We start from the raw sequence: 23,548 nt of genomic DNA, 5'->3' as shown, positions 1-23,548 counted from the left end.
AGATAGTCCTTTTGCTGCGCCCCTCTGCCGCACGGCTCAGTCATTTTTTACCCTCTCTGGCCTTGCTGGTTGCCGGACTGGCGGCCGCGTATGTGAAAGACCTCAACGTCTTCTTCACCTCACTTTTCAACGTGCTGCCCACCCTGGTGCTGTTGCTGGGTGGTGCGTACTGCGGGGTGTACAAGCGACAGCGTGAGCTGTTCCTGATGATCACCGTGTACATCGCCTATTTCCTCCTCGACACACAGACCGACTACTACCGCGATTACGGCAAGGTCCGAGAAGACGCCGCCGTGGTGTTTCATCTGTGTTGCCTCTTGCTCCCGGTCATGTTTGGTCTGTTTGCGGCCTGGGAAGAGCGGACCCATCTGTTTCAGGACTTGATTGCACGGTTGGCCGTTCTGGTCGCGGTAGGCAGCGTTGCCCTGGGTCTCGAACAGAGCTTTCCCGCCGGGCTGCTGGCCTGGCTCGCCGACATCCGCTGGCCAGCGCTTCACGGTGAATGGATGAGCCTGATTCAGCTGTCCTACGTGACCTTTCTCATTGCGTTCGCCGTGCTCATCACGCAGTACCTCTATAAGCCGCGGCCCCTGCATGCGGCTCAACTGGTGGGGTTGCTCGGGATGTTCTGGGCGTTACCGAAGACCTTCATCCTGCCCTTCACCCTGAACATCATGTGCAGCCAGGTGATGTTGATGATTGCGGCGGCGGTCGCGCACGAGGCCTATCAAATGGCTTTCCGCGACGAGCTGACCGGGCTGCCAGGCCGACGCGCGCTCAATGAGCGGATGCAGCGATTGGGGCGCAATTACGTGCTGGCGATGAGCGACGTCGATCATTTCAAGAAATTCAACGACACCCATGGCCACGATGTCGGCGATCAGGTGCTGCGTCTGGTGGCGAGCAAGCTGTCGAAGATCACCAATGGCGGCGGGCGCGCCTATCGTTATGGTGGCGAAGAGTTTGCCATCGTGTTTGCCGGCAAAACCCTCGAAGAATGCATGCCGCACCTTGAGGTCATCCGCGAAACCATTGCCAGTTATCAGATTCAGCTGCGCAATCAGGACAATCGTCCGAATGATGATCTGCAAGGGCGTCAGCGTCGGGCGGGGTCCCAGGCTTCAGCGGTGTCGGTCACGGTCAGCATCGGCGTGGCGGAGCGTCTGCCGGAGCACCGCAACCCGGAAGAAGTCCTCAAATCCGCCGATCAGGCGCTCTATGCCGCCAAAGGGGCCGGGCGTAACTGCGTCATTAGTCATGCGCAAACCAGCAAGCGCGGCGCTGTGCGCATGGCTGCCGCCGGCTAGAACCGACTCTTTTCCACCCCAGGACCAACGCACACGCCGCTGTGCGCGGGCATCAGCATGACTGTCTACTGGGTGTGACCAAATCTTTGATAATAGTCACGTGTTGACCCTATGTGTCGCAAATGGTGTTCATGTACACTCGTTCCATTGACACATCGGCGCCGCAATTTCTCTGCTGTGCCGCTCCTCCCCCGAGTTCTTTGCCGCTGAAACGAGGTTTGCCATGGCTGACTACAAAGCGCCCTTGCGCGATATGCGCTTCGTCCTCAATGAAGTGTTCGAAGTCTCCCGACTTTGGGCCACGCTGCCCGAATTGTCCGAAACCGTGGACGCCGAGACCGTCGAGGCGATTCTCGAAGAAGCGGGCAAAGTCACTGGCCGGTCCGTTGCACCCCTGAGTCGCGCGGCTGATGAGGAAGGCTGTCACTGGAGCGACACCGTCGTCACTACCCCGGCAGGCTTCGTTCAGGCTTACAAAACGTACGCTGAAGGTGGCTGGGTTGGCGTCGGTGGCAATCCGGAGTTCGGCGGCATGGGCATGCCCAAAGCGGTGTCTGCTCAGGTCGAGGAAATGGTCAATTCCGCAAGCCTGGCGTTCGGGCTTTACCCGATGCTGACGTCCGGCGCCTGCGTCTCGATCAACACCCACGCCAGCGAGGCGTTGAAGACCAAATATCTGCCAAACATGTACGCCGGGGTATGGGCCGGTTCGATGTGCCTGACCGAAGCCCACGCCGGCACGGACCTCGGGATTATCCGCACAAAGGCGGAGCCCCAGACCGACGGGTCTTACAAGGTCAGCGGCACGAAAATCTTTATCACCGGCGGCGAGCACGATCTCACCGAGAACATCATTCATCTCGTGCTGGCCAAACTGCCTGACGCACCGGCAGGGCCGAAGGGTATTTCGCTGTTCCTCGTGCCGAAGATCATGGTCAATGACGATGGCAGCCTCGGTGAGCGCAACACGGTGTTCTGCGGCTCCATTGAACACAAGATGGGCATTCAGGCCTCCGCCACCTGCGTGATGAATTTCGATCAAGCCGCAGGCTATCTGATCGGCGAGCCTAATAAAGGCCTCGCGGCGATGTTTACCATGATGAATTACGAGCGTCTGGGCGTCGGCATTCAGGGCCTGGCGTCCGGCGAGCGTTCGTATCAGAACGCGATCGAGTACGCCCGCGACCGTTTGCAAAGCCGTGCCCCGACGGGCGCACAGTCCAAAGACACCCTTGCCGACCGGATCATCGTTCACCCCGATGTGCGTCGCATGCTGCTGACCATGAAGGCATTGAACGAAGGCGGTCGGGCATTCTCCACGTACGTGGCCATGCAGCTGGACACCGCCAAGTACAGCGAAGACGCCGATGTGCGTCAGCGCGCCGATGCGTTGGTCGCGCTGCTGACGCCAGTCGCCAAGGCCTTCCTCACCGACATGGGCCTGGACACCACCGTGCACGGTCAGCAGGTGTTCGGCGGTCACGGCTACATTCGCGAGTGGGGCCAGGAACAACTGGTGCGTGACGTGCGCATCACCCAGATCTACGAAGGCACCAACGGCATTCAGGCACTGGACTTGATGGGCCGTAAGGTGGTCGCCAGCGGAGGGGCTTATTACAAGCTGTTCTCCGACGAAATCCGTCAATTCATCGCTTCGTCTGACAGCTCGCAGGCAGAATTCACCAAGCCGTTGGCCGCAGCCCTGACCACACTGGACGAATTGACCGACTGGGTACTGGACCGGGCTCGCAGCAATCCGAATGAAATCGGTGCCGCGTCCGTCGAGTATCTGCATGCGTTCGGATACACGGCGTACGCCTACATGTGGGCGATGATGGCAAACGCCGCATCGGGTAAAGAGGCTCAGGAAGATTTCTACGCCAGCAAGCTGGGCACTGCGCGGTTCTATTTCGCGCGTCTGCTGCCACGCATTCAGTCCCTTTCGGCTTCGGTTAGAGCGGGCAGCGAGTCGCTGTACCTGTTGGAGGCGTCACAGTTCTGACACCCGGAAATTCATGTAAGCATTTACTTACATGACGTGATGGCAATCGGCTCTATCGCTCCAGTGGATCCAAGTTTAATCTACACACATGGACGTCGCGCAGGATGCGCAAACAGATAACAGGGACACGTAAGGGATTGCCTGCCAGGATGGCGGGAAGAAATGGAAGTCTTGGGAAACAGTCTGGAAAACCTCGCTTAGGCGGGGTTTTCTTTTTTCTGCGTTCCGAAAAAGTGCATCGCCGTCCGCCGCTTCGCTTGATGTGGCTGCGGGGAGGCCATGGCTTGATGATAGGCGCTGCGGAACCCCTGTAGCGACCCAGGGTCGATTAGCTGTGCGGCCCCCATTGGGCCATTAATCAGGAGCTCCACCCATGGACATCATTCGCATCATCATCGCCATCCTGCTGCCACCCCTGGGCGTGTTCCTGCAAGTCGGCTTCGCCGGCGCCTTCTGGCTGAACATTCTGCTGACCCTGCTGGGCTACATCCCGGGGATCATCCACGCGATCTACATCATTGTCAGTCGCAAGTAACCCGACCCCGGCCAACACCACGCTTCCTGTCTCAGGTCAGCTGACATAGAGTCCGACGTTGGACTTTATGATCAGGAAGCTCAGGGATGGACGTTGTTTTGGGATTGCTCGCCGCTCTGTTCTGGGGCGGCACAGATTTTCTGGTAGGGCTCAACGCCCGCGCGGTAGGGGTCAAGCGAGCGGTTTATTTTGGTCAGGCGCTCGGCTTTCTGATCATGTGCACACTCTTGCTGTGCTATCCGGCCTTCATCTCCAAATCTTTTTCTGCGCCCTGGCACACGTGGCTTCTGGGTGTGCTCGCCTCGGTTTTCACGGTGAGTGGCGCCCTGGCGTTATCCAAGGCGTTCTCGCTCGGCAAAGCTTCAATTGTGGCTCCACTGGTAACGTCGTACGGCGTCTTCACCACGTTGTTGTCGTGGGCGAGCGGCGAGCAGATATCAATGACGCAGTTGCTGTTGATTGCCTTGTGCGTGCTGGGAGTCGTTCTATCCAGCATCACATCAGGTGATGATTCCGCGGCGAAAAAGCACAACCGCCAAGCGATTGTTTACGCACTGGGCGCCGCCTTGTTGTACGGATCGAGTTTCTGGATGCAAGGCCGTTACGCGTTGCCAGCACTGGGCCCCGTCACGATGCTCTGGCTGGGGTATCTGGTCGGCCTCGCATTTTTATCGCCGATGATTTTGCGAATGAAAGACGCCCTCAAGTTTCCGCCTGCACGCACCGGGGCAACCCTTGTAGCCGCGAGCCTGCTGAATCTGGGTGGGTTCTCTGCGTTCTCGTATGGCGCGATGGTGGGATCGATTTCCGTAGTCACCGTTAATCAGCACCCTGTCAGGCGGTATCGCCGCTGTGCTTGGCTTCCTGTTCTTCAAAGAGCGGCTCAGCGCCATTCAAGTCTGCGGGGTGGGGCTGGTATTGATCGGTGCCGTGGCGCTGCACGTTTATGGATGAGTCAATCACGGGGTCGCGCAATCAAAGAGGGGACTGATCAAAGAGGGGACTGATTTATTTACAACGCTTCACCGTAAATTAATCTGTCCCCGTATCAGCTCACTGGCCAATTCCCGGCTAAAGCCCGTCCTACCGGAATCCGCGGGAGCTGAACAACCTCAAATCACCCATCAATAACCTTCCGGTAAAACGCCCACTCGGTTTCCAGTGCATGGGCCAAGTTGGCGGCTTTGCGGAAGCCGTGGCGTTCGTCGGGGTAGAAATGCCCTTCCGCCGGGATGCCGTTTTCCAGTAGCGCATTGAGCATGTCGCGGGTCTGGGCGGGGACGACGACTGCGTCGAGTTCGCCCTGGAAGAAGATCACCGGCACTTTGATCTGGTCTGCATGCAGCAGCGGCGTGCGCTCCCGGTAGCGCGCCATGTCGACGTCGGGGTCGCCGATCAGCCAGTCCAGGTAATCCGCTTCGAACTTGTGCGTGGCTTGCGCCAGCGCCAGCGGGTCGCTCACCCCATACAGGCTCGCCCCTGCGCGGAACACATCCTTGAATGCCAATGCGCACAGCGTTGTATAGCCGCCTGCACTGCCGCCCCGGATGAACGCATTTGCCGGATCGATCAGGCCCTGATTGCCCAGGTATTCAACCACTGCGCAAGCGTCTTCGACATCGACAACGCCCCATTCCAGAAACAGCGCCTGACGATAGGCGCGGCCGTAACCGGTGCTGCCGCGATAGTTGAGGTCGGCGACGGCGAAGCCCCGTTGCGTCCAGAACTGAATGCGCGGGTCCAGCGCGGGGTAGCAGGCGGAGGTCGGGCCGCCGTGTATAAACACCACAAGCGGCGGCTTGTCGTCGCCATTCATGGCCGGGTAGAAATACCCGTGCGCCTCGCCGGCCCCACTTGGATAACGCAAGGTCTGCGGCTGGCTGATGCGCTCGACGGGAAGGGTGCTGACCCCGCCGGCCAGCACCTGAACGCACTTGTCAGCACGACCGATGGCAATGACAGCAGAAGGGCTGACGGGCGACGCCGCGATGCAATAGATATAGTTCGCGTCAACCGCCAGGCTTCTGAAACGGCTGTAATCGCCGCTGAAATCTTCAACTGAACCCTGTGCCGAACGCACGCCGAGCAGGCCTTTACCGTCCTCGAACCAGGCGGCGAGGTACGCGCCCTCGCTCAGCGGCGCCCAGGTCGACGCGCCCAGTTGCCACGGCGCCGAAGCGTGGTCGGCAGCGGCGGCGGGCAGCGCTTCAAAACCGTCCGGCGTCTCAACCCACGGCTGCCAGAACCCGGCGCGGTCAGTCAGGCAATACAAGCGGCCCGCGTCATCGAAGCGGGGTTGCTGCAACGATTCCAGTCCCAACCCGCCCGCGAGACAGTGCGGCCGGCCCCACGCGAGATCGGCCTGGCGTTCGACGCTCATCAGTCGCGATGACGTCCAGGGCTGATGGGGCCGCCACCACTCTATCCAGACAAGGCGATTGCCATCCGGGCTGACGGTCGGCGAGGCGTAAAAATCCGCGCCTTCGGCCAGTACGTGGCGGCGACCGTCGGCGACGTCGATCGCGACCAGCCGGTGAGTGTCCTTATCCTCCTCAACCGCCAGAATCTGCCCACGCGCATAACGGACATCTCCGAAGAGCTTGTCGCCCTGGGTCAGGGGGTGAGGAGTTTGGGAGTCGAAGGACTGGAGGTAAATCTGCTGGTCCGCTTCGTTGACGAACACCACGGCATCGTCAGTCAGGCAGAACGAACCGCCGCCATATTCATACACCCGGCTGCGCACGCTGAAACCCTCGGGGGTCAGGCAAGCGGCCGCGCCGTCGTGCCAGCGCCAGACGCGCGTCGCGGCATCCTGCGGGCGGAATTCACTCCAGAAAAGCCCCGCAGGGCTCACGGCGAGTTCGGCGAAATCGGTGCCTGCCGCCACAGCCTGAGCGGCGGAAAGGAGGTCAGGACTTGGCGATGAGGCGTGAGTTTCGTTCATTGCGGAAGGCCAGTTGCTCGATAGTCTGGTTAGCATACTCGGCTTCATCACGGGCCTGGGTGATCAAGTGATGCTGCGGCGACTTGCTGCACACCGGGTCCGTGTTGCTCGCATCGCCGGTGAGCATGAACGCCTGGCAGCGGCAGCCCCCGAAGTCTTTTTCCTTCTCGTCGCAGGAGCGGCAAGGCTCTGGCATCCACTCGTAACCGCGAAAGCGATTGAAGCCGAACGACTCATACCAGATGTGCTGCATCGTGTGATCGCGCACATTGGGGAACTGGATCGGCATCTGCCGCGCCCCATGGCACGGCAGCGCAGTGCCATCCGGCGTCACGGTCAGGAACAGATTGCCCCAGCCGTTCATGCAGGCTTTTGGACGCTCTTCGTAGTAATCGGGGGTGACGAAGATCAGCTTCACCGGGTGATTTTCAGCGGCGAGCTTGACCCGATACTCGTTGGTGATGCGTTCGGCGCGCACAAGTTGGTCTTTGGTCGGCAGCAAGCCCACCCGATTCAAGTGTGCCCAGCCGTAAAACTGACAGGTCGCCAGCTCCACGAAATCCGCTTCCAGTGCCACGCAGAGCTCGATGATCTTGTCGATCTTGTCGATGTTGTGCCGGTGGGTCACGAAGTTGAGGACCATTGGATAGCCATGCTTTTTCACGGCGCGGGCCATTTCCAGCTTCTGCGCGAAGGCCTTTTTCGAGCCGGCGAGCATGTTGTTCACTTGCTCGTCGCTGGCCTGGAAACTGATCTGGATGTGGTCCAGCCCGGCTTCCTTGAAGTCGATAATCTTCTGCTCGGTCAGGCCGATGCCGGAGGTAATCAGGTTGGTGTAGAAGCCCAGCCGTCGCGCTTCGGCGATCAGCTCGGCCAGATCCTGACGCACCAATGGCTCGCCACCCGAGAAGCCGATCTGCGCCGCGCCCATTTGCCGGGCTTCGGCCATGACTTTGAACCACTGCTCGGTGCTCAATTCCTGACCCTGCTTGGCGAAATCCAGCGGGTTGGAGCAATACGGGCATTGCAATGGGCAGCGATAGGTCAGCTCGGCGAGCAGCCACAGCGGCAGCCCGACCGGGGGCGTGGGCGGGATGTAGACATCGGACTGAGCGTTCGCTGAGTCAGGCAAATTCGATCCAGAGCTCTGCACGGGCGACCTCCATGAATTGCTCGACGTCAGTGCCGAGCTCGGGAACGCCAGGGAATTTTTCGTCAAGCAGCGCAATGATGGCGCCGACGCTGCGCTGACCGTCAATCAGGCCGCCAATCGCGCTTGCGCTGTCGTTGAGCTTGATCATGCCCTCGGGGTAGAGCAGCACGTGACCGTTTTGCGCGGGCTCGAACTGGAAACGATAACCGCGGCGCCAGCTGGGCACCTGCTCACGATTGAAGCTCATAGGGCGATTCCTTTGTGCCAGACGCGTTGGTCGGTCACGCTGTGATAGGGCGGGCGGTTCAGCTCGTAGGCCATGCTCATGGCATCAAGCATGCTCCACAAAATATCGAGTTTGAACTGCAGAATTTCCAGCATGCGCTCCTGGCCTTCCCGCGTGGTGTAGTGCTGCAGCGTGATCGCCAGACCATGCTCGACGTCGCGGCGCGCCTGACCCAGGCGGGTGCGGAAGTATTCGTAACCGGTCGGGTCGATCCATGGGTAGTGCTGCGGCCAGCTGTCCAAACGCGACTGATGGATCTGCGGCGCGAACAGCTCGGTCAGCGAACTGCTCGCCGCTTCCTGCCAATTGGCGCGACGGGCGAAGTTGACGTAGGCATCGACGGCAAATCGTACGCCGGGCAGAACGAGTTCCTGCGAGCGCAGCTGGTCAGGATCCAGGCCCACGGCTTGACCCAGACGCAACCAGGCTTCGATGCCGCCGTCTTCGCCGGGTGCGCCGTCATGGTCGAGCAAGCGCTGAATCCACTCGCGGCGGATTTCCCGGTCCGGGCAGTTGGCCAGGATCGCAGCGTCCTTCAGCGGGATATTCACCTGATAGTAAAACCGGTTGGCGACCCAGCCCTGAATCTGCTCGCGGGTCGCGCGCCCTTCGTACATCGCCACATGGAAAGGGTGATAGATGTGGTAATACGCGCCCTTGGCGCGCAGGGCCTGTTCGAATTCAGCAGGGGACAGCGGCGTTGCATCGTTCATGTCGGCAGTTCTCGTCAAGAATTTCCGCAGATCCCGTGGGAGTGAGCTTGCTCACGAGTGCGATCTACCTGTGCCGGATAGGCTGGCTGACCTGACACCTTCATGAGTAAACCTGGCCCCACAGTCGGCTAATTAGCGTTTTAAAGCTCGATGCTCATCCCATCGAACGCCACTTCGACGTTCCGCCGCGCCAGTTCAGCACGCTCGGGCGAGTCTTCGTCGAGGATCGGGTTGGTGTTGTTGATGTGGATAAGCACCTTGCGCTGTTGCGGCAGCTTTTCCAGCACTTCGAGCATGCCGCCGGGGCCGTTTTGCGCCAGATGACCCATCTCCGTGCCTGTACGGGTGCCGACGCCACGACGCTGCATTTCATCGTCATCCCACATTGTGCCGTCAACCAACAGGCAGTCGGCGCCGCTCATTTTCTCCATGAGGGCATCATCGACTTTGCCCAGGCCCGGCGCGTAGAACAGTTTGCCGCCCGTGCTCAGGTCCTCGACCATCAAGCCGATGTTATCGCCCGGGTGTGGGTCGAATCGGTGAGGCGAGTAGGGCGGTGCCGCACTGCGCAGTGGAAATGGCGTAAAGCGCAGATTCGGGCAGGCCGGAATCACAAAGCTGCCTTCCAGCTCGATGCGATTCCAGGCCAGGCCGCCGTTCCAGTGTTTGAGCATGTTGAACAGTGGGAAACCCGTGCTCAGGTCCTCGTGGACCATGTCCGTGCACCAGACCTGATGCGGGCAGCCTTCACGCAGGCTCAGCAGACCGGTGGTGTGGTCGATCTGGCTGTCCATCAGAATGATCGCGCTGATCCCGGTATCGCGCAGGCCGCGATTGGGCTGCATCGGCGCGAACCCCTGGAGCTGGGCGCGGATGTCGGGAGAGGCGTTGCACAAGATCCAGTTCACGCCGTCGTCCGACAGCGCGATGGACGACTGGGTGCGCGCGTGGGCCCGCAAGCTGCCATCGCGAAAGCCAGCGCAATTGGCGCAGTTGCAGTTCCACTGAGGGAAACCACCGCCGGCGGCGGAACCGAGAATCTGGATGTGCATGTAAACCCCGTAGCGACGGGCCAGGTCGGCCCTGAAATCAGAATCGCATTAATAAAAAAGCCCCGGCGAACCGAGGCTTCTCACCGCGCAACAATCAACGGCTTGCGAAGTACATGGTGACTTCAAAGCCGATACGCAGATCAGTGTAAGCAGGTTTAGTCCACATAATTGACTCCTTCTGGGTTAGTGCAGCGGTGGGTGAGTACATTCTTTAGTGCTCCTGCGAGCGGAGACGTTCAAATGCTTAGGGGGCTATGTTACTAAAATTATCGGAAGGCCAATGATGAAATATCCGATAAAGATCCTTGCACCGCAGGCAATGATCAACTGTTTGCAGCCCGCGGCCGGGGCGGGCTAGAACGGGCCAGGGCGGTTGGAGAGGCAGAGCCGGGCGCTGTCTGGTTGTGCCAGCCGATGAGCGGCTTCGAGCAAAGCAACGTGTTGAAGATGTGCAAGCGAATGTTGCAGGCGTGCACTGTAGTCGCTGCCGTGTCCTGCCAGATGCGCTTGCCAGAGCTGCTCGGCGGCTTGTGAGTGTTCCATGTCAGCCGTTTCAAGTTGCGCCTGCAGGTTTTTTACCTGCGCGGGTAAGTCTGCGGCGTTGATGAGAGTCGGCAGATCCTCGATGAACGCCTCGATATGCGCCACGAGCTGTGTCGCGTTCGCACTGGGCGATTGCACACCGAATAGAAGACCGGCCGCGCCTGCGACGTGTCTGAAACCGCTGAAAACGGCGTAGCCCAACTGCATTTCGACCCGTAGGCGCTGGTAGAAAGGCGCCTGCATCAGCTGTGCGAACAGTCGCCACTTAGCTTCGTCATCGAGAGAGTGGGAGGGCGTTGGATAGAACATCAATAGCGCAACTTCGGCAGACTCCGACGGCTCGATTTCCCACCGTGTGCCCGTAGCCAGAGGTGTTGCGTGCGCTGAAAGCTCCGGGAGACCGGGGATGCGCCGAGCGGCGTGACTCAACACGTCTCGCGCTGAGGGTGTGAAGCCCGTGGCAAACCCCGTCCAGAGCGCCTCTGCCCAAACCTGCGGCAGATCGTCAGTCTGCTGGTTGACGGCGTTGTTCAAATAATGATCAGGTAAGGTCTTCAGCAGCTGACGTATCGGGATGAGGGCCGGATCATTAGCGGGTTCACCGTAGCGCGCCAGGGTTTGCGCATCCGGCTGGACGAGCAGGCTCAGCGCCTGTTCCAGCACGATGGGCAACGGCTCCGCCAAGCCGGAGATCTTTAGCTGCCAGAATCTGCCGTAGGCACTGAATGCCAGCGTGACCCCCGCTTGACTGGCTTGGGCCATCAGCGGTTTCAGGCTGTCTTCCAGCATCCGGGCAAGCATCGGTTGCGCAGCGGCGAGCGTCCATCGCAGGCATAAGGTCGCCTCGCCGTGTGCTGGCAGCGCCTCGCTGAATGTCAGCTGGGTCAAGGGCAAGGTCGGCGTAGTGGATGCCGTTGCGGGTTTCAGAAATGGATTGGGCTCAGGCAGCCGCCACTCACCGCTGGATGAGCCACACGCCAAGGGCTCGACTTGCGTGCGTAACAGCGCTGCGGGTGTGAGCTGGCTGAGCAGCGCATCAACCGCCTCTGTCGACAGACCCGCCGCATCAGGTTCAGCGCTGTAATACCGCGCCAGCGACAGCGCACCGCTGACGGCCAGACGCCGCTGTTCCAGCCGTGCGTATTCTTCGATCAACTGACGGTAATGGGATTTGAAGAAGGCGAGCCAGTTGAAAACCAGTGCTGGTACATGCGATGACGCGTCGGGAGGCGTTGCAGCCAACACGAACGCGACGTCGACTAATGCCTGGCCGGCAAACTCATACATCACCTCGGCCTTCAGCGATTCAATCAATCTTCGTTCACGAAGCTCCGCCACCAGACCGCCCGCTTGCCCGTCATTCATCCAGGTACAAAGGAACGCCGCGGCCTGCTCCTGCCCTGGCGGTAAGCCTTCGCACGCGAACGTCAGATGCATCTGACGCTGGTCAGGTTCGCCGACTGGCTTCGGTGCATCAGTGAGCAGCGCAGGCGGACGCTGCTGTTCGATACGGCTGCCTCGAGCGAAATACGCGCCAGACTGCGTTGCCAGCTCCTCCAGTTCCTCCAGCGACTGAGGCCCTGCGAGGCTCAGCGTCATCTGCCCGGCCTGATAAAACCGTCGATAGAAATCCTGCAGCGCATCCTGAAATGCCTGACGCGGAACCGGAAGACTGAAGCGATTCCCTGCATGAAACCCGCGCAGGGGATGCAAATCCGACAAGGGCTGCAGGCGTTTCAGCCGATCACGGGAGGCATTGTCCCGCGACCAGGCGATGAATTCCGCATGCAGCACCTCCCGTTCTCGCAGCTGATCGGGAATCGTCATGCGTGGATGGGCGAGCATTCCGCACAGCCTCTCAAGACCGTCGGGGAACACGGCGCGGGGCAGTTCGAAGAAGAAGTCGGTGGTGCGCTCGCGTGTGCTGGCGTTCACTTGCCCGCCATGACGCTGCACGAACGCCATCAGTTTTTCGTCGGCCGTAAAGCGCTCGGTGCCGAGGAAGAACAGGTGCTCGAGAAAATGCGCCAACCCCGGCCAGCGGGCCGACACATCATGACTGCCTGCCGCCACCCGCAATGTCGCAGCGCAACGCTTCAAGCGTGGTGCCGAAACAAGCACCACGTTCAAGCCATTGGGCAGGGTGAGGGATCGCTGGCGGATGGGGTTGGGCATGGCGTTTGTGATGTTTGCTGACTGAGCGGCCATGCTAGCGGATAACGGGCGCTCAGGTGTGGGACGTGCGCAGTGGCGACGCTGGGCAATTACCCTACGGTTTACCCAGACCGGCATAAAACCCCGGCCGGCGATCCTTGAAATACGTATTGATCGCCTGCGATTCGCTCATCGCTTCACGATCCAGGTCCGCGATCACCAGGGCCTCATCCCGACCGGCAAGCCCGATTTGCCGACCGTCAGGCGCACAGATGCTGCTCAAACCGCAGTAATGGATCTGGTCCTCACTGCCGCAGTAATTGGCATAAACCAGGTAGCACTGGTTCTCGAAGGCGCGGGCCCGCACGGTGACTTCCGCGACGAAATCGTAAGGCGCCATGTTTGCTGTCGGTACCAGAATCAGGTCTGCACCGGCCAGGGCCAGACGCCGCGTGTTCTCGGGAAACTCAACGTCGTAGCAGATCAAAAAGCCGAGCCTCCAGCCGCCGAATTCCACCACCGGGAAGTGCTCATCGCCCGCGCTGAACATCGCGTTGTCCAGGTCGCCATACAGATGGGTCTTACGGTAATTGCAGAGCCGAACACCTTGCGCGTCGATCAACTGCACGGCGTTGTAAACCTGATCGTCGCCGCTTGACTCCGAGTAGCCGTACAGAATCGCGACGCCCGTCGCCTGGGCTATCTCGGCGATCTTCAGCGCAGCCGGGCCGTCGCTCGCTTGCGCCAATTCCCGCGCCGCCTGGGCACCGATGTTGTAGCCGCTGAGAAACATCTCAGGCAAGACCAGCAGCGCCGCCCCCTGCGCCGATGCCTCGATCGCTTGGGCTTCCAGTCGCATGAGGTTGGCGCTTACGTCCAGCGGCAGCGGCGGGCATTGGTAGAGGGCGACGCGCATTTGTGGCTTCCTTATTCCGGCAAAACGATCGGGCCGATCTCGTGAAACACGTCTCCGGGGCCCGGGTTCTCGGCGTGAGTCTTACCGCCGAAGTGAGTCATGATGCCCCACACCGCGTTCAGCGAGGTCTGTACTGCGCCTTCGACCCAGGCGGGTGTCCAGGACACATCGTCACCGGCGATGAAAATGCCGCGTTGCTCGTCAGGCATTTCCTTCTGCATGAAGTGCGCGTACATCCGCTGGTTATACCGATAGTGGCCCGGCAGCGCGCCTTTGAAGGCTCCGAGGAAGTGCGGGTCGGATTCCCACGACACGGTGATCGGGTCTCCGATGACGCGCGCGGCGATATCGACCTTCGGGTAGATCTTTTTCAGCGCGCCGAGCGCCAGGCTGACGCGTTTTTCAACGGGGTGCGGCAGCATTTTCAGTGCGTCGCTCATCCACGAGTACGACAGGCAAATCACCCCCGGCTTCTCGACGCCGTTGGAATACGTGCCGTTGTCGAACAGATAAGTGCCACGGGTCAGGCGATCCGTCAGGGTCATGCTCATGAGGTCGCGGCCGGTCTCAGGGTCTTTGTCCTTCCAGAACGGCCGGTCGACCATGACGAAGGTTTTCGACGACTGCATGTAGCGCGTGCGGTCCAGCGCCATCCACATCTTCTGTGAGAACAGCGACTCTTCGCACTCGATCTGGGTGGTCAGCAGCCAGCTCTGGCACGTGGCCAGAACCGCATCGTAATGGCGGACGTCGCCCAAGTTGTCGGTGACCGCGAACTGACCGTTGGCGGCGCGGCTGATGCCCTTGACGCCCGTGCGCGGGGCGCCCCGGTGCAGCGTCGACAGGCTGGTGCCTTCTGGCCAATGGGCGCAACGTTCAGGGGCATGGCGCCAGATGCCGATAGGGACTTGCGCGACGCCGCCGACGATCAGGTGTTGGTGATCGTCGCAATTGGTCATGACCACGCGGAAGATCTCCAGCATCGAGTTCGGGAAGTCCGAGTCCCAGCCACCGGTGCCAAAGCCGACCTGACCAAACACTTCGCGGTGATAGAACGACAGCTTGGCGAAGGCCTTGGAGGTGGCGACAAAATCATAGAACGTGCGGTCGTCCCACAGCGGCACCAGCTTGTCCCACAGCTCCTTGAGCCGAGGCACGTCGCGGTCGCGGATGGCTTGCTGAATGTCGGCGAACTGCGAGCCGTCCTCCAGCGCGTCGGCCCAGGCGTCGGCGACTTCCTGAAACAGCGCAGGCAAGTCCGACAGTTTCTGTGCGTAGTGAGTGCTGCCTTCCAGGTCAATCACCGTGCTGCCGGACGCCGCCGTGAGCGGGTTGGGGAAGGGTTTGGATTCCAGGCCGAGCTTGTCGACGTAGTGATAAAAAGCGGTGGATGACACCGGGAAGCGCATGCCGCCCAGCTCGGCAATGATGCCTTCGGCGCCTTCGAACTGTTGTGAGCGCAGACGGCCGCCCATTTTGGAGGCTTCATAAACGACGGGTTTGAGGCCCAGCTTCATCAGCTCATATGCCGCCACCAGCCCCGCGATACCGGCGCCGACGATGGCCACCTCTTTGCCGAGGTTTTCCGTCGGAATGCTGCCCAGGCCTGCCGGGTGCTCAATCCAGTCATCGAAGGCGAACGGGAAGTCCGGGCCGAAAATCGTGATCGGTTTTTTTCCGTCGGCGGGGTGGCGATTGTTCTTCATGACTGACCTTGTTCGACTGGGGCGCGAAAGTGGACAAGTCTAGATAACAGTTGGGACGTTAATAAGACGCAGAGTGTCGTCGTTGTGTCGAGAATGCCGTCAAAGTGATGGGGTCGCTCGTCACATTGTTATAAGTTGCCTATTCAGGATGGCTGCCCGCGATCGATCTTGCTGCTCAGGATGATCGATGTGGTGGTCTTCTCGACGCCATCGACACTCCCGATCAGATCGAGCAACTGGTCCAGCTGCTCCGGCGAGTCCGTGCGCAGCCACGCGACGTAATCGAACTCGCCACTCACGGCGCACAACTGTTGCACCTGCGCGAGCGCACTCAGCCGCCGCAACACTTCCTTGCCAGAGCGAGGCTGCACGGTTATCCCGACATAGGCCTGCAGCCCGCCATCCACCAGCCGCTGACCCAGACGCACGCCATAGCCGGTGATGATTTTGGCTTTCTCCAGGCGCGCCAGTCGCGAGGTCACGGTCGTGCGCGCGATGCCCAATTGCCGGGCCAGATTGGCGACCGGTTCCCGGGCATTGATTTGCAGCGCTGCGATCAGTTTGCGATCGATGTCATCGAGCGCTGGGGGGCGGGTGTCAGGCAAAGCGGATCTCCTTCGGCAAGCGGGGCATGTTAGGAGATTCCGTAGGGGTGCGGGTGATATTCGAATCCCAAAGCGACGCGAAACCCTAGGCATTCTGCGTCGATCGTCCATCGGGCATGGGCGTCAGAGAACCTGCGTCGGTCATGTAGGACTTTTCCGCGCTGTAAGGCTTTTGTCATTCTTCTGTCACCCCCGGCATGCCTAAATTCTCTCCCCATCCCTTTGAATCAACGCCGGGAGCCTCGTCATGACTCTGGATTTCTCCGAAACCGCCCGCTACATCCAGGCCGATATCCTCGACAGCTTCGACGAAGAACTGGAAATGGAGTACGACGACGCGCGCCTGGATGGCTTGTTGGCTGACTTGGGTGAGGAGGTGCCCAAAGGGATTGATCGCCGCCTGTACTTCCGCGAGCTGCTGCGTCTGCAAGGCGAGTTGGTCAAACTGCAGGATTGGGTGGTGAGCCAGAAGCTCAAGGTGGTCGTGCTGTTCGAAGGCCGGGATGCGGCAGGCAAGGGCGGTGCGATCAAGCGCATCACTCAGCGCCTCAACCCGCGGGTCTGTCGCGTGGCTGCACTGACCGCGCCAAGTGAACGCGAGCGCACGCAGTGGTACTTCCAGCGCTATGTCGCGCACCTCCCAGCCGCTGGCGAAATGGTGCTGTTCGACCGCAGTTGGTACAACCGGGCCGGGGTCGAGCGGGTCATGGGCTTCTGCAATGACGAGGAGTACGAAGAGTTTTTCCGCACCGTCCCCGAGTTCGAAAAGATGCTGGTGCGCTCGGGCATCATCCTGATCAAGTACTGGTTCTCCATCACCGACGACGAGCAGTACCGGCGCTTTCTGATGCGCATTCATGACCCGCTGAAACAGTGGAAGCTCTCGCCGATGGACCTTGAGTCCCGCCGTCGCTGGGAGGACTACACCAACGCGAAAGAAGAAATGCTCACCCGTTCCCACACTGACGTCGCGCCATGGTGGATCGTCGAGGCCGACGACAAGAAACGCGCCCGCCTGAACTGTATTCATCACCTGCTGGAGCAGATCCCGCGCGGGGATACCGAGACACCGCAAGTGGTGCTGCCGGAGCGCGAGTACAACGCCAATTACCTGCGCGCCCCAGTACCGCGTGAGATGGTTGTTCCGCCGGTTTATTGATCCTCCACCGGTTTTTGATCACCGTGCTGGCGTGGTTCAGATTTTCCACGCCGGCGCAGTTTTCGCCAGTCGTTGCTGCAGGCTTTCAAGATTCTGCGTGAACTGGCGGGTCATCAGCTGATAACCGAGCACCTCGGTAGAGGCGGTTGGAACGTCGGGCCCGACGGTCAAGCTCTCGGTCGGGCGCTGCAAACGCTCGGTCGCACCGGTCTGCAGCGCGCGGGCCATGCCGATCAACATGCGACGAATCCGCCGTTGCTCCGCCGTCACGCCCGTGCTGCCAGCATCTGCCGGACGCAGATTCGACAGAATCTCGAGGATGCTCAGGCACATGCGGAAATGGCTCTGAATGGCGTCCAACTCAACGATCGAAATTTTCACTTCCTTGGACACCGACGGCATCAGCGAACGCAGCTGCAACAGCGTTGCGCCCATTCGCGCGGTCAGCTTCACATGCTCATCTGCGGTCATGGATTGCCCGCTGGCGATCCGGTCGTAAGCCAAGGCACAGTCACGCAATCCATTCGCCAGGTTGTAGCGCCACGAATACACGGCGTACAGCGGGAGTGCGAACGAGAACGCCAGGGCGAGGGCGATGCCGATCAGGATGTCCACTGTTCGCCACAACCCGTCCGTGATCGGGTTGTCACCGTGGCCCGCCACGATGAACAGCGTGATCGCCGACAACAGCGCCGTGTAACCGCCCTTGCCGATGGCGTGATACGCAAAAAAGCCGCAGATCAGCGACATAACCACGTACGTCAGCAACGGCATGCCCAGATAGCTTTCCTGCGCCACCATCGCCAGGCCCAGCGCCGCGCCAATCAATGTCCCGTACGCGCGCTCCACCGATTTTTTGCCGATATTGCCGTGGTGCTGCAACCCGCCAATCACGATCAGCATGGTCACCGACGCCCACTCACCGTGGGGCAGATGAAAACCTGTCGTCAGAAGAATCGACACCAGCAGTCCGACCACGATTCGGCCGGCGTGAATGTAGCGCGCATGGCGATAGCGGCGGTATGGATCCAGAAGCGGACGCAGGGCGCGGCGAAGCCAGGAGGGTAGGGAGGCTGAGTTCATGGGGTTACAGACCATGGAGAAGATGAATATATCCGAAGCCTGGCAAATGCTGCGCGTCACCTCCGGTGTGCACTGATTCACAAAGTCATCACATGTGAGATGTTGCGTATCCGGATGCTTGCGCGTAGGGTGCGTTGCTATCACATGTGATGTTCGGGAAACTTCAATGGCTCGGAAAACTTCAACCGACTACATGCGCGAGATGCGCGCTCGGCTGACGGCTGCCGGGTACGTGAAACGAGAGCTGTACGTGCTTCCCGAAAACGCGGAAGTATTGAGAGACATCGAAAAAGTGCTGCGCCAGCCCTACTTGGGTAACCGGATCAAACTGGAGGGATTCATGACTGAGAACACCAATTGGACGATCGACACACTTCACTCGGCGTTCGCCGAGCTGGACGTTGTGAAAGACAAAGATATCGAGCTGACCCTCATTCAAGGCGCCGAGCCAAGTCTGAGCCTGGTGATGAACCAGTTCGGCGGCTTGCCCATCATCATTGCCATTGCGGGCGACCAGATCCTGGTTGATTCCGTGCTGGTGTACGCCTCCGAGGTGAAAGACCCGGCGGCTTTTAACGACGCTGTGTTGCGCAGCCGGGAGCTGTTCCCGCTGTCGTCGATCGGCATCGAGACCCTGCCGAACGGCGAAACCTTCTACAACATGTTTGGCGCACTGAGCGCAGCCTCTTCGTTGACGGTCGTCGTCCACGAGGTGCTCACCCTGGCAGAAAACGTGATTCATGCGGCCGACGCCTACGAAGATTTTCTTAAAGTTGATTCACAGTAACCGGGAGACACATCAATGAGCCTTTGGAAAAAAATGGTCACAGCGTTGCGCGGTGGGGCTTCCGAGGTGGGTGAAGCCATCGTCGATGCCCAGGCACTGCGAATCCTCGATCAGGAAATCCGTGACGCCGATGCCTCCATGCTCGCGGCGCGCAACCAACTGATTCAAATCAAAGCCAAGCACAAGCTCTCGCTCCAGCGCGTCGAAGAGCACGACAAAAACATCGCCAACTGGGAGCAGAAAGCGCTCGCGGCGATGAACAAAGGTGAAGAAGCCCTTGCCCTCGAGTGTGCCGAGAAAGTGGCCGAGCTGACGGCTCTGCGCGATCAGGAGAAACTGGCGGCCGATCAGTTTGGCGTCCACGTGGCGAAACTGACCGCACAGGTCATCAAAGCCGAAAGCCAGATCAAAGGCCTGCGTCAGCAGACCGACATGGCCAAGGCCCGCGACAGCGTGCAAAAGGCACAGATCAACGCGGCGGCTGCGACCGGCGGTGCCAATGGCCGACTCGAAACCGCAGTGGGTTCGCTGGCACGTATCAAGCAGCGTCAGGATGAACAGGACGCGAGACTTGAAGCGGCCGATGAGCTGGCCGAGGCTGCCAATGGCGGCGATCTGGAGCGTCGTCTTCAGGATGCCGGGATCGGCGCTAAAACAGGCGGCGCAGCGGACGTCTTGGCCCGCTTGAAAGCGCAAAGCCAGAGCGGTAACGCTGGGCAATAAGCACCGTTAAACAAAGGCAGCCGGGTATCCGGCTGCCTTTTTTCGGTTTCGATTTTTCGGGTTTCAGCGGTGTGCGGATGAATATCGGAAACGGACTACGGACGATACTCTGCCTTGCCGCTTTGATGATCGTTGTGCAGATGGTTAACTCCCTGACCGCCAACAGCCTGCTGTCCCACGGCCTGGTGCCTAGAACGTTTTCCGGACTGCAAGGCATCCTGTTTTCTCCGTTTCTGCATGGTTCGGTCCGTCACCTGCTGAGCAATCTCCTGCCTTTTGTGGTGCTGAGCTGGCTGGTCGCAACCGAGGGGCTTCAGCGTTACATTCGCGTTGCACTGCTCATCACTGTGCTGGGAGGCCTGATGGTTTGGGTGATTGGCAGACCTGTCATCCATGTGGGCGCCAGCGGCCTGATATTTGGCTTGTGGGCGTATTTGCTGGCCCGCGGCTGGTATCAGCGCAGTCTGGCGAGTTTCGCGATCGCACTGGTGACCCTGCTGGGCTACAGCGGATTGATTTTCGGCTTCATTCCGGTGCCGGGCGTATCGATTGAGTCACACCTGTGTGGCGCGCTTGCCGGTATCGTGACGGCCTGGTTAATGCACTCACGGCAGCTTCTTGAGCGAAGCCCCGTGAAGTGAAGGGCAGAACTTTTTCAGATCGCCTCGGCGCGAATTCAAGGAGATGAAACATGAGCTGGATCAAACGCGCATTAGGCCTGGAGTCGCCCATTCCACCGGCCGGCTCCAATCCCCTCGGCAATTCGGCCTTGGCTAATCCGTTCGGGCTGGCTACCGGGCGGATGATGGACCTCGACGACTCGCTCAAGCTGATGCTCGACGGCCATTCTGAGCTGGTGGTCCCCAACGAAGAAGTGGTCTGGTCAGTGGGGCAGGTCGACCTCGGGCAATCGGTCCGTCTGGTGCGCTTCTACTTCGAGGACGAAGATTACTGGCTGCAGGTCATGATGAACGGGCCTGCCGCTGAAGACGTCCAGGACATCATCCTGTTCGGCTACAGCAGCGCCGTCACGATCAATAGCGAGGCGGAGCTCAAGCGTCTGGTGGGGCCTGCGTCCAAAGTCGGTCTGCCGATATTCGAGCATGACGGCTGGGAATACGGGCGTCAGTGGGGCACGGAAGAGGGTCAGACCGAGCTCACGCCCATGGACGAGCAGGTTGTCAGTCCTGACGGTGCTTACCGCATCAAGCACTTGAGCATGTTGTACGCGCGGGACACCGGATTGGTGGATCGTCGCGAGTTTCTGCTGCTGTCGGTCGAGGAAGACGAGGAGGGCGTTGTTTCCTTCACCACCTCGGTCGGCGTGACCCTGCAGTCCACTGATTTCACCGTCATTTAAAAGGAAGTAAAAAATGCTTGAAGCGCTTCGTATGTCCGTCAGCGTCCAGTCGTTGCTGAGTTTTGTGGTCTACATCATTGTTGCCGGCGGGTTGTTCGCGTTGTTTCAGATGGCCTACACGCGTCTGACGCCGCACAAGGAATTCGCCCTGATTCGTGAGGGTAATGTTGCCGCGGCCGTCGCCCTCGGCGGTGCGCTGATCGGTTTCGCTCTGCCTGCCAGCAACGTCATCACCTACAGCATCAGCGTACTGGACGTGGTGATCTGGGCAGTAATCGCAGCAGTCGTACAGCTGCTGGCCTTCACCGCCACCAGCATGGTGCTCAAGGATCTTTCCGCACGCATTACCCGAGGCGAGCTAGCCGCGGCCATCTATGCCGCCAGCGTCTCGATCAGTGTCGGTTTTCTCAACTCGGCCTGCATGACGCCGTCGACCTGATCGCCCGTTATCGAAAGGAGTTATCGATGAGACGTAGTTCCCTCAAGCTGGTCCTCGCCAGCACCCTGCCGCTGGCGATCAGCGCGTGCAGCAAATCCGACACCGTCGAAGTTTCCGCGCAGCAGACCTATCCATCGGTTCAAGCCTGCGTAGATCAGAAAGTCCCGGTCGACATCTGCTCGGACGCCTACATGAGCGCGCTGGCGGAGCATCGCCGCGTAGCCCCGACCTACGACGACAAGACGGCTTGCGAAGCAGATTTCGTCCCTGATTACTGCCAGCAGAATGCCGATGGCAAGTTCACGCCCAAGCTCGGCGGTTTCCAGCTGGAAGTTTCCGGGGAGCTTCCCAAGTCTCAGGTCGACGCAGCGAAGGCACAGGCCGACCAGTACGGTGGTGGCGGCGGTGGCGGCTTTGGTTCCGGGGTGAACGGATTTCTGATGGGCATGCTGGTCAGCAACATGGTTAACGGATTCACCGGCGGTGGCGGTCGTTACTACGCCCAGCCCATCTATCAGGAGCGTGACTCGCGGGGTGGATATGGGTATTCCACACTGTCGCGCCAGATCGAACGGGGCAAAACCTTCGGCAACTCTACCCAGGCGCGAAGCAGCTCGACCGGGACTTACAGCAAAAGCACCCTTGGTCGTAACTCCTCCGTCTCGTCGTCGGTTTCCCGCGGCGGTTTCGGCAGCCAGGCCACTGCTCGCAGCGGTTGGGGTGGCAAAAGCAGCGGCTCAAGCTTCGGCGGATAACAGGGACGTTACCCATGAAAAGAATCAGCATCCAGGAACGTCCTGACTGGCGCCAGACAGCCGAGCGTGAAGGGTTTAACTTTCACACCATCGACGGCGAGCGCTACTGGGACGAGCGCGCCTATTACCAGTTCACCGAAGCGCAGATCACGCGCGACATCGAAGCGCCGACCCAGGAGCTTCATGCCATGTGCCTGGACGTCGTGGAAAAGGTCGTCGAGAGTGAAGAGCTGCTGACCCGGCTGGCCATTCCACAGGCGTTCTTCGATCTGGTCCGCACCTCGTGGAAGGAAGGCCACCCGCATCTATATGGCCGTTTTGACTTCAGCTATGACGGCATAAACCCGGCCAAACTGCTGGAAGCCAACATGGACACCCCTACGTCAGCGTATGAAGCGGGCGCGTTCCAGCTCATCTGGCTTGAAGAGCAGATCCAGCGCGGCGTATTGCCAGCCCACGCTTCGCAGTTCAACTCGATGGCGGAGGACTTGGTACGGGCGTTTGCGTCGATCAGGGAGGGCGGGCCTTTCTACTTTTCCTGCATGTCAGGCTCCATCGAAGACAGGGGCACGACTGAGTTCCTGCGCAAAATGGCCGAGCACGCCGGCATCGAAACCCGCCACATCGACATCGAAGACATCGGCCTGAATGCCCACGGCCGATTCGTCGATCTCGAAGGCCGCTGGATCGAGCGCATCTTCAAGCTGCATGCCTGGGAGCATGTCTTCCATGAGCCCCACGGCCAGGCCATCCCGCAGTGCGACACGCAATTCATCGAGCCGGCCTGGAAGGCGATCATTTCGAACAAAGGCATCCTGCCTTTGCTGTGGGAATTCAACGAAGGGCACCCCAATCTGCTGCCGTCTTTCGTCGACCAGAACCCGCAATCCGCAGTGCCGAAGGGCTGGGTGCGCAAGCCGTACTTTTCCCGCGAAGGCGCCAACATCGAAATCCGCACCCCGACAAACCAGGTCATTTTCGAAGACGGCCCTTACAACGATGCCCCCTACATCCTGCAGGCGTTCGCGCCGTTGCCTCGTTTTGGCGACAGCTACACGCTGATCGGATCGTGGGTGGTGGGGGATACGGCTTCGGGGATTGGGATTCGTGAAGATGACAGTTTGATCACCAAGGACAGCAGCCGGTTTTTGCCGCATGTGGTGATTGATTGAGGTTTTGATGAGCCCGGCGGTGGGTGCCGCGCCAGAACGAAAAAAGCCGCGCAATGCGCGGCTTTCTATTTGGTGGGCCCACACGGACTCGAACCGTGGACCAAGGGATTATGAGTCCCCTGCTCTAACCAACTGAGCTATAGGCCCTCAGTAG

22 protein-coding genes, 1 tRNA gene and 1 pseudogene are annotated in these 23,548 nt (G+C 60.1%); 12 read left to right on the top strand and 12 right to left on the bottom strand.

What is annotated here, in order from left to right:
* Positions 1-11 precede the first annotated feature (11 nt).
* The 4 genes and pseudogenes from SLW75_RS19640 to SLW75_RS19625 all read left to right on the top strand — a co-directional run bounded on the left by SLW75_RS19640 (position 12) and on the right by SLW75_RS19625 (position 4,798).
* A complete protein-coding gene (locus SLW75_RS19640) occupies positions 12-1,307 on the top strand; it encodes a GGDEF domain-containing protein (RefSeq protein ID WP_410935217.1) in 1,296 nt (431 codons plus the stop codon).
* A gap of 223 nt (positions 1,308-1,530) precedes the next feature.
* On the top strand, positions 1,531-3,309 hold the full coding sequence (locus SLW75_RS19635; protein ID WP_410935216.1) for an acyl-CoA dehydrogenase C-terminal domain-containing protein: 1,779 nt from the start codon (positions 1,531-1,533) through the stop codon (positions 3,307-3,309).
* A 373-nt stretch (positions 3,310-3,682) separates the two neighbouring features.
* On the top strand, positions 3,683-3,844 hold the full coding sequence (locus SLW75_RS19630) for a YqaE/Pmp3 family membrane protein (protein WP_037019089.1): 162 nt from the start codon (positions 3,683-3,685) through the stop codon (positions 3,842-3,844).
* Between the two features lie 86 nt (positions 3,845-3,930).
* Positions 3,931-4,798, top strand: a pseudogene (locus tag SLW75_RS19625) (DMT family transporter).
* Between the two features lie 163 nt (positions 4,799-4,961).
* Here the strand turns inward: SLW75_RS19625 and SLW75_RS19620 are convergent.
* From SLW75_RS19620 to SLW75_RS19575, 10 genes are all read right to left on the bottom strand, one after another.
* Positions 4,962-6,788 carry a S9 family peptidase gene (locus SLW75_RS19620; protein ID WP_410935215.1) on the bottom strand — a complete coding sequence of 609 codons (1,827 nt, stop codon included), beginning with the start codon at positions 6,786-6,788 and terminating at the stop codon, positions 4,962-4,964.
* On the bottom strand, positions 6,754-7,941 hold the full coding sequence (gene pqqE / locus SLW75_RS19615) for a pyrroloquinoline quinone biosynthesis protein PqqE (RefSeq protein ID WP_410935214.1): 1,188 nt from the start codon (positions 7,939-7,941) through the stop codon (positions 6,754-6,756). Before pqqE ends, SLW75_RS19620 begins: the two co-directional genes overlap by 35 nt.
* Positions 7,913-8,188: a pyrroloquinoline quinone biosynthesis peptide chaperone PqqD gene (gene pqqD, locus SLW75_RS19610; protein WP_065991309.1), complete on the bottom strand. Its 276-nt coding sequence runs from the start codon at positions 8,186-8,188 to the stop codon at positions 7,913-7,915. The genes pqqE and pqqD overlap by 29 nt, the downstream gene beginning before the upstream one ends.
* Positions 8,185-8,940 (bottom strand): pyrroloquinoline-quinone synthase PqqC, encoded by a 756-nt coding sequence (gene pqqC / locus SLW75_RS19605; protein WP_065991310.1) that lies wholly within the window; start codon positions 8,938-8,940, stop codon positions 8,185-8,187. Before pqqC ends, pqqD begins: the two co-directional genes overlap by 4 nt.
* Before the next feature lie 140 nt (positions 8,941-9,080).
* Positions 9,081-9,992, bottom strand: coding sequence for a pyrroloquinoline quinone biosynthesis protein PqqB (gene pqqB, locus SLW75_RS19600; protein ID WP_065991311.1), 912 nt, complete (start codon positions 9,990-9,992; stop codon positions 9,081-9,083).
* 94 nt (positions 9,993-10,086) lie between these two features.
* Positions 10,087-10,158, bottom strand: coding sequence for a pyrroloquinoline quinone precursor peptide PqqA (gene pqqA, locus SLW75_RS19595; protein ID WP_008365141.1), 72 nt, complete (start codon positions 10,156-10,158; stop codon positions 10,087-10,089).
* Positions 10,159-10,346: 188 nt separating this feature from the next.
* The gene (pqqF, locus tag SLW75_RS19590; protein ID WP_410935213.1) at positions 10,347-12,710 is read right to left on the bottom strand and encodes a pyrroloquinoline quinone biosynthesis protein PqqF; all 2,364 of its coding nucleotides are present in this window, start codon (positions 12,708-12,710) and stop codon (positions 10,347-10,349) included.
* 94 nt (positions 12,711-12,804) lie between these two features.
* Positions 12,805-13,605, bottom strand: a complete 801-nt coding sequence (locus SLW75_RS19585; protein ID WP_410935212.1) for a carbon-nitrogen hydrolase family protein — start codon at positions 13,603-13,605, stop codon at positions 12,805-12,807.
* Positions 13,606-13,616: 11 nt separating this feature from the next.
* Positions 13,617-15,311, bottom strand: coding sequence for a flavin monoamine oxidase family protein (locus tag SLW75_RS19580; RefSeq protein ID WP_065991313.1), 1,695 nt, complete (start codon positions 15,309-15,311; stop codon positions 13,617-13,619).
* 143 nt (positions 15,312-15,454) lie between these two features.
* On the bottom strand, positions 15,455-15,916 hold the full coding sequence (locus SLW75_RS19575; protein WP_065991314.1) for an Lrp/AsnC family transcriptional regulator: 462 nt from the start codon (positions 15,914-15,916) through the stop codon (positions 15,455-15,457).
* Positions 15,917-16,163: 247 nt separating this feature from the next.
* Here SLW75_RS19575 and ppk2 point away from each other — a divergent pair, with 247 nt between their 5' ends.
* Positions 16,164-17,075: a polyphosphate kinase 2 gene (gene ppk2, locus SLW75_RS19570; protein WP_074886916.1), complete on the top strand. Its 912-nt coding sequence runs from the start codon at positions 16,164-16,166 to the stop codon at positions 17,073-17,075.
* A 36-nt stretch (positions 17,076-17,111) separates the two neighbouring features.
* Here ppk2 and SLW75_RS19565 read toward each other — a convergent pair whose 3' ends face one another.
* On the bottom strand, positions 17,112-18,158 hold the full coding sequence (locus tag SLW75_RS19565) for an FUSC family protein (protein ID WP_065991316.1): 1,047 nt from the start codon (positions 18,156-18,158) through the stop codon (positions 17,112-17,114).
* Positions 18,159-18,324: 166 nt separating this feature from the next.
* On the opposite strand from SLW75_RS19565, the gene SLW75_RS19560 reads away from it, so the two are divergent.
* The 7 genes from SLW75_RS19560 to SLW75_RS19530 all read left to right on the top strand — a co-directional run bounded on the left by SLW75_RS19560 (position 18,325) and on the right by SLW75_RS19530 (position 23,394).
* Positions 18,325-18,945: a YjfI family protein gene (locus SLW75_RS19560; RefSeq protein ID WP_410935211.1), complete on the top strand. Its 621-nt coding sequence runs from the start codon at positions 18,325-18,327 to the stop codon at positions 18,943-18,945.
* 15 nt (positions 18,946-18,960) lie between these two features.
* Positions 18,961-19,668, top strand: coding sequence for a PspA/IM30 family protein (locus tag SLW75_RS19555; protein WP_065991318.1), 708 nt, complete (start codon positions 18,961-18,963; stop codon positions 19,666-19,668).
* Between the two features lie 77 nt (positions 19,669-19,745).
* Positions 19,746-20,309, top strand: a complete 564-nt coding sequence (locus tag SLW75_RS19550; RefSeq protein WP_192134912.1) for a rhomboid family intramembrane serine protease — start codon at positions 19,746-19,748, stop codon at positions 20,307-20,309.
* A gap of 50 nt (positions 20,310-20,359) precedes the next feature.
* A complete protein-coding gene (locus SLW75_RS19545) occupies positions 20,360-21,028 on the top strand; it encodes a DUF2491 family protein (RefSeq protein ID WP_065991320.1) in 669 nt (222 codons plus the stop codon).
* 13 nt (positions 21,029-21,041) lie between these two features.
* Positions 21,042-21,467 carry a DUF350 domain-containing protein gene (locus SLW75_RS19540; protein ID WP_065991321.1) on the top strand — a complete coding sequence of 142 codons (426 nt, stop codon included), beginning with the start codon at positions 21,042-21,044 and terminating at the stop codon, positions 21,465-21,467.
* 26 nt (positions 21,468-21,493) lie between these two features.
* Positions 21,494-22,222, top strand: a complete 729-nt coding sequence (locus SLW75_RS19535; protein WP_410935210.1) for a DUF1190 domain-containing protein — start codon at positions 21,494-21,496, stop codon at positions 22,220-22,222.
* Between the two features lie 14 nt (positions 22,223-22,236).
* A complete protein-coding gene (locus tag SLW75_RS19530; protein ID WP_410935209.1) occupies positions 22,237-23,394 on the top strand; it encodes a glutathionylspermidine synthase family protein in 1,158 nt (385 codons plus the stop codon).
* Between the two features lie 70 nt (positions 23,395-23,464).
* Here the strand turns inward: SLW75_RS19530 and SLW75_RS19525 are convergent.
* Positions 23,465-23,541 (bottom strand) — tRNA-Ile (locus tag SLW75_RS19525).
* Positions 23,542-23,548 lie beyond the last annotated feature (7 nt).

Origin of the sequence: Pseudomonas sp. W5-01, from assembly GCF_046540435.1 — a bacterium.
Lineage (GTDB): Bacteria > Pseudomonadota > Gammaproteobacteria > Pseudomonadales > Pseudomonadaceae > Aquipseudomonas > Aquipseudomonas graminis_B.
Note: the sequence above shows the minus strand (reverse complement) of the source record. Positions and strands in the feature narration are given on the sequence as shown.

What these genes read in the sequence shown, in the direction of transcription:
- SLW75_RS19635 (WP_410935216.1), top strand. Translation starts at nt 1,531, where the DNA reads ATGGCTGACTACAAAGCGCCCTTGCGCGATATGCGCTTCGTCCTCAAT.
- SLW75_RS19630 (WP_037019089.1), top strand. Translation starts at nt 3,683, where the DNA reads ATGGACATCATTCGCATCATCATCGCCATCCTGCTGCCACCCCTGGGC.
- SLW75_RS19620 (WP_410935215.1), bottom strand. Translation starts at nt 6,788, where the DNA reads ATGAACGAAACTCACGCCTCATCGCCAAGTCCTGACCTCCTTTCCGCC.
- pqqD (WP_065991309.1), bottom strand. Translation starts at nt 8,188, where the DNA reads ATGAGCTTCAATCGTGAGCAGGTGCCCAGCTGGCGCCGCGGTTATCGT.
- pqqC (WP_065991310.1), bottom strand. Translation starts at nt 8,940, where the DNA reads ATGAACGATGCAACGCCGCTGTCCCCTGCTGAATTCGAACAGGCCCTG.
- pqqB (WP_065991311.1), bottom strand. Translation starts at nt 9,992, where the DNA reads ATGCACATCCAGATTCTCGGTTCCGCCGCCGGCGGTGGTTTCCCTCAG.
- pqqF (WP_410935213.1), bottom strand. Translation starts at nt 12,710, where the DNA reads ATGCCCAACCCCATCCGCCAGCGATCCCTCACCCTGCCCAATGGCTTG.
- SLW75_RS19585 (WP_410935212.1), bottom strand. Translation starts at nt 13,605, where the DNA reads ATGCGCGTCGCCCTCTACCAATGCCCGCCGCTGCCGCTGGACGTAAGC.
- SLW75_RS19580 (WP_065991313.1), bottom strand. Translation starts at nt 15,311, where the DNA reads ATGAAGAACAATCGCCACCCCGCCGACGGAAAAAAACCGATCACGATT.
- ppk2 (WP_074886916.1), top strand. Translation starts at nt 16,164, where the DNA reads ATGACTCTGGATTTCTCCGAAACCGCCCGCTACATCCAGGCCGATATC.
- SLW75_RS19565 (WP_065991316.1), bottom strand. Translation starts at nt 18,158, where the DNA reads ATGAACTCAGCCTCCCTACCCTCCTGGCTTCGCCGCGCCCTGCGTCCG.
- SLW75_RS19560 (WP_410935211.1), top strand. Translation starts at nt 18,325, where the DNA reads ATGGCTCGGAAAACTTCAACCGACTACATGCGCGAGATGCGCGCTCGG.
- SLW75_RS19555 (WP_065991318.1), top strand. Translation starts at nt 18,961, where the DNA reads ATGAGCCTTTGGAAAAAAATGGTCACAGCGTTGCGCGGTGGGGCTTCC.
- SLW75_RS19550 (WP_192134912.1), top strand. Translation starts at nt 19,746, where the DNA reads ATGAATATCGGAAACGGACTACGGACGATACTCTGCCTTGCCGCTTTG.
- SLW75_RS19545 (WP_065991320.1), top strand. Translation starts at nt 20,360, where the DNA reads ATGAGCTGGATCAAACGCGCATTAGGCCTGGAGTCGCCCATTCCACCG.
- SLW75_RS19540 (WP_065991321.1), top strand. Translation starts at nt 21,042, where the DNA reads ATGCTTGAAGCGCTTCGTATGTCCGTCAGCGTCCAGTCGTTGCTGAGT.
- SLW75_RS19535 (WP_410935210.1), top strand. Translation starts at nt 21,494, where the DNA reads ATGAGACGTAGTTCCCTCAAGCTGGTCCTCGCCAGCACCCTGCCGCTG.
- SLW75_RS19530 (WP_410935209.1), top strand. Translation starts at nt 22,237, where the DNA reads ATGAAAAGAATCAGCATCCAGGAACGTCCTGACTGGCGCCAGACAGCC.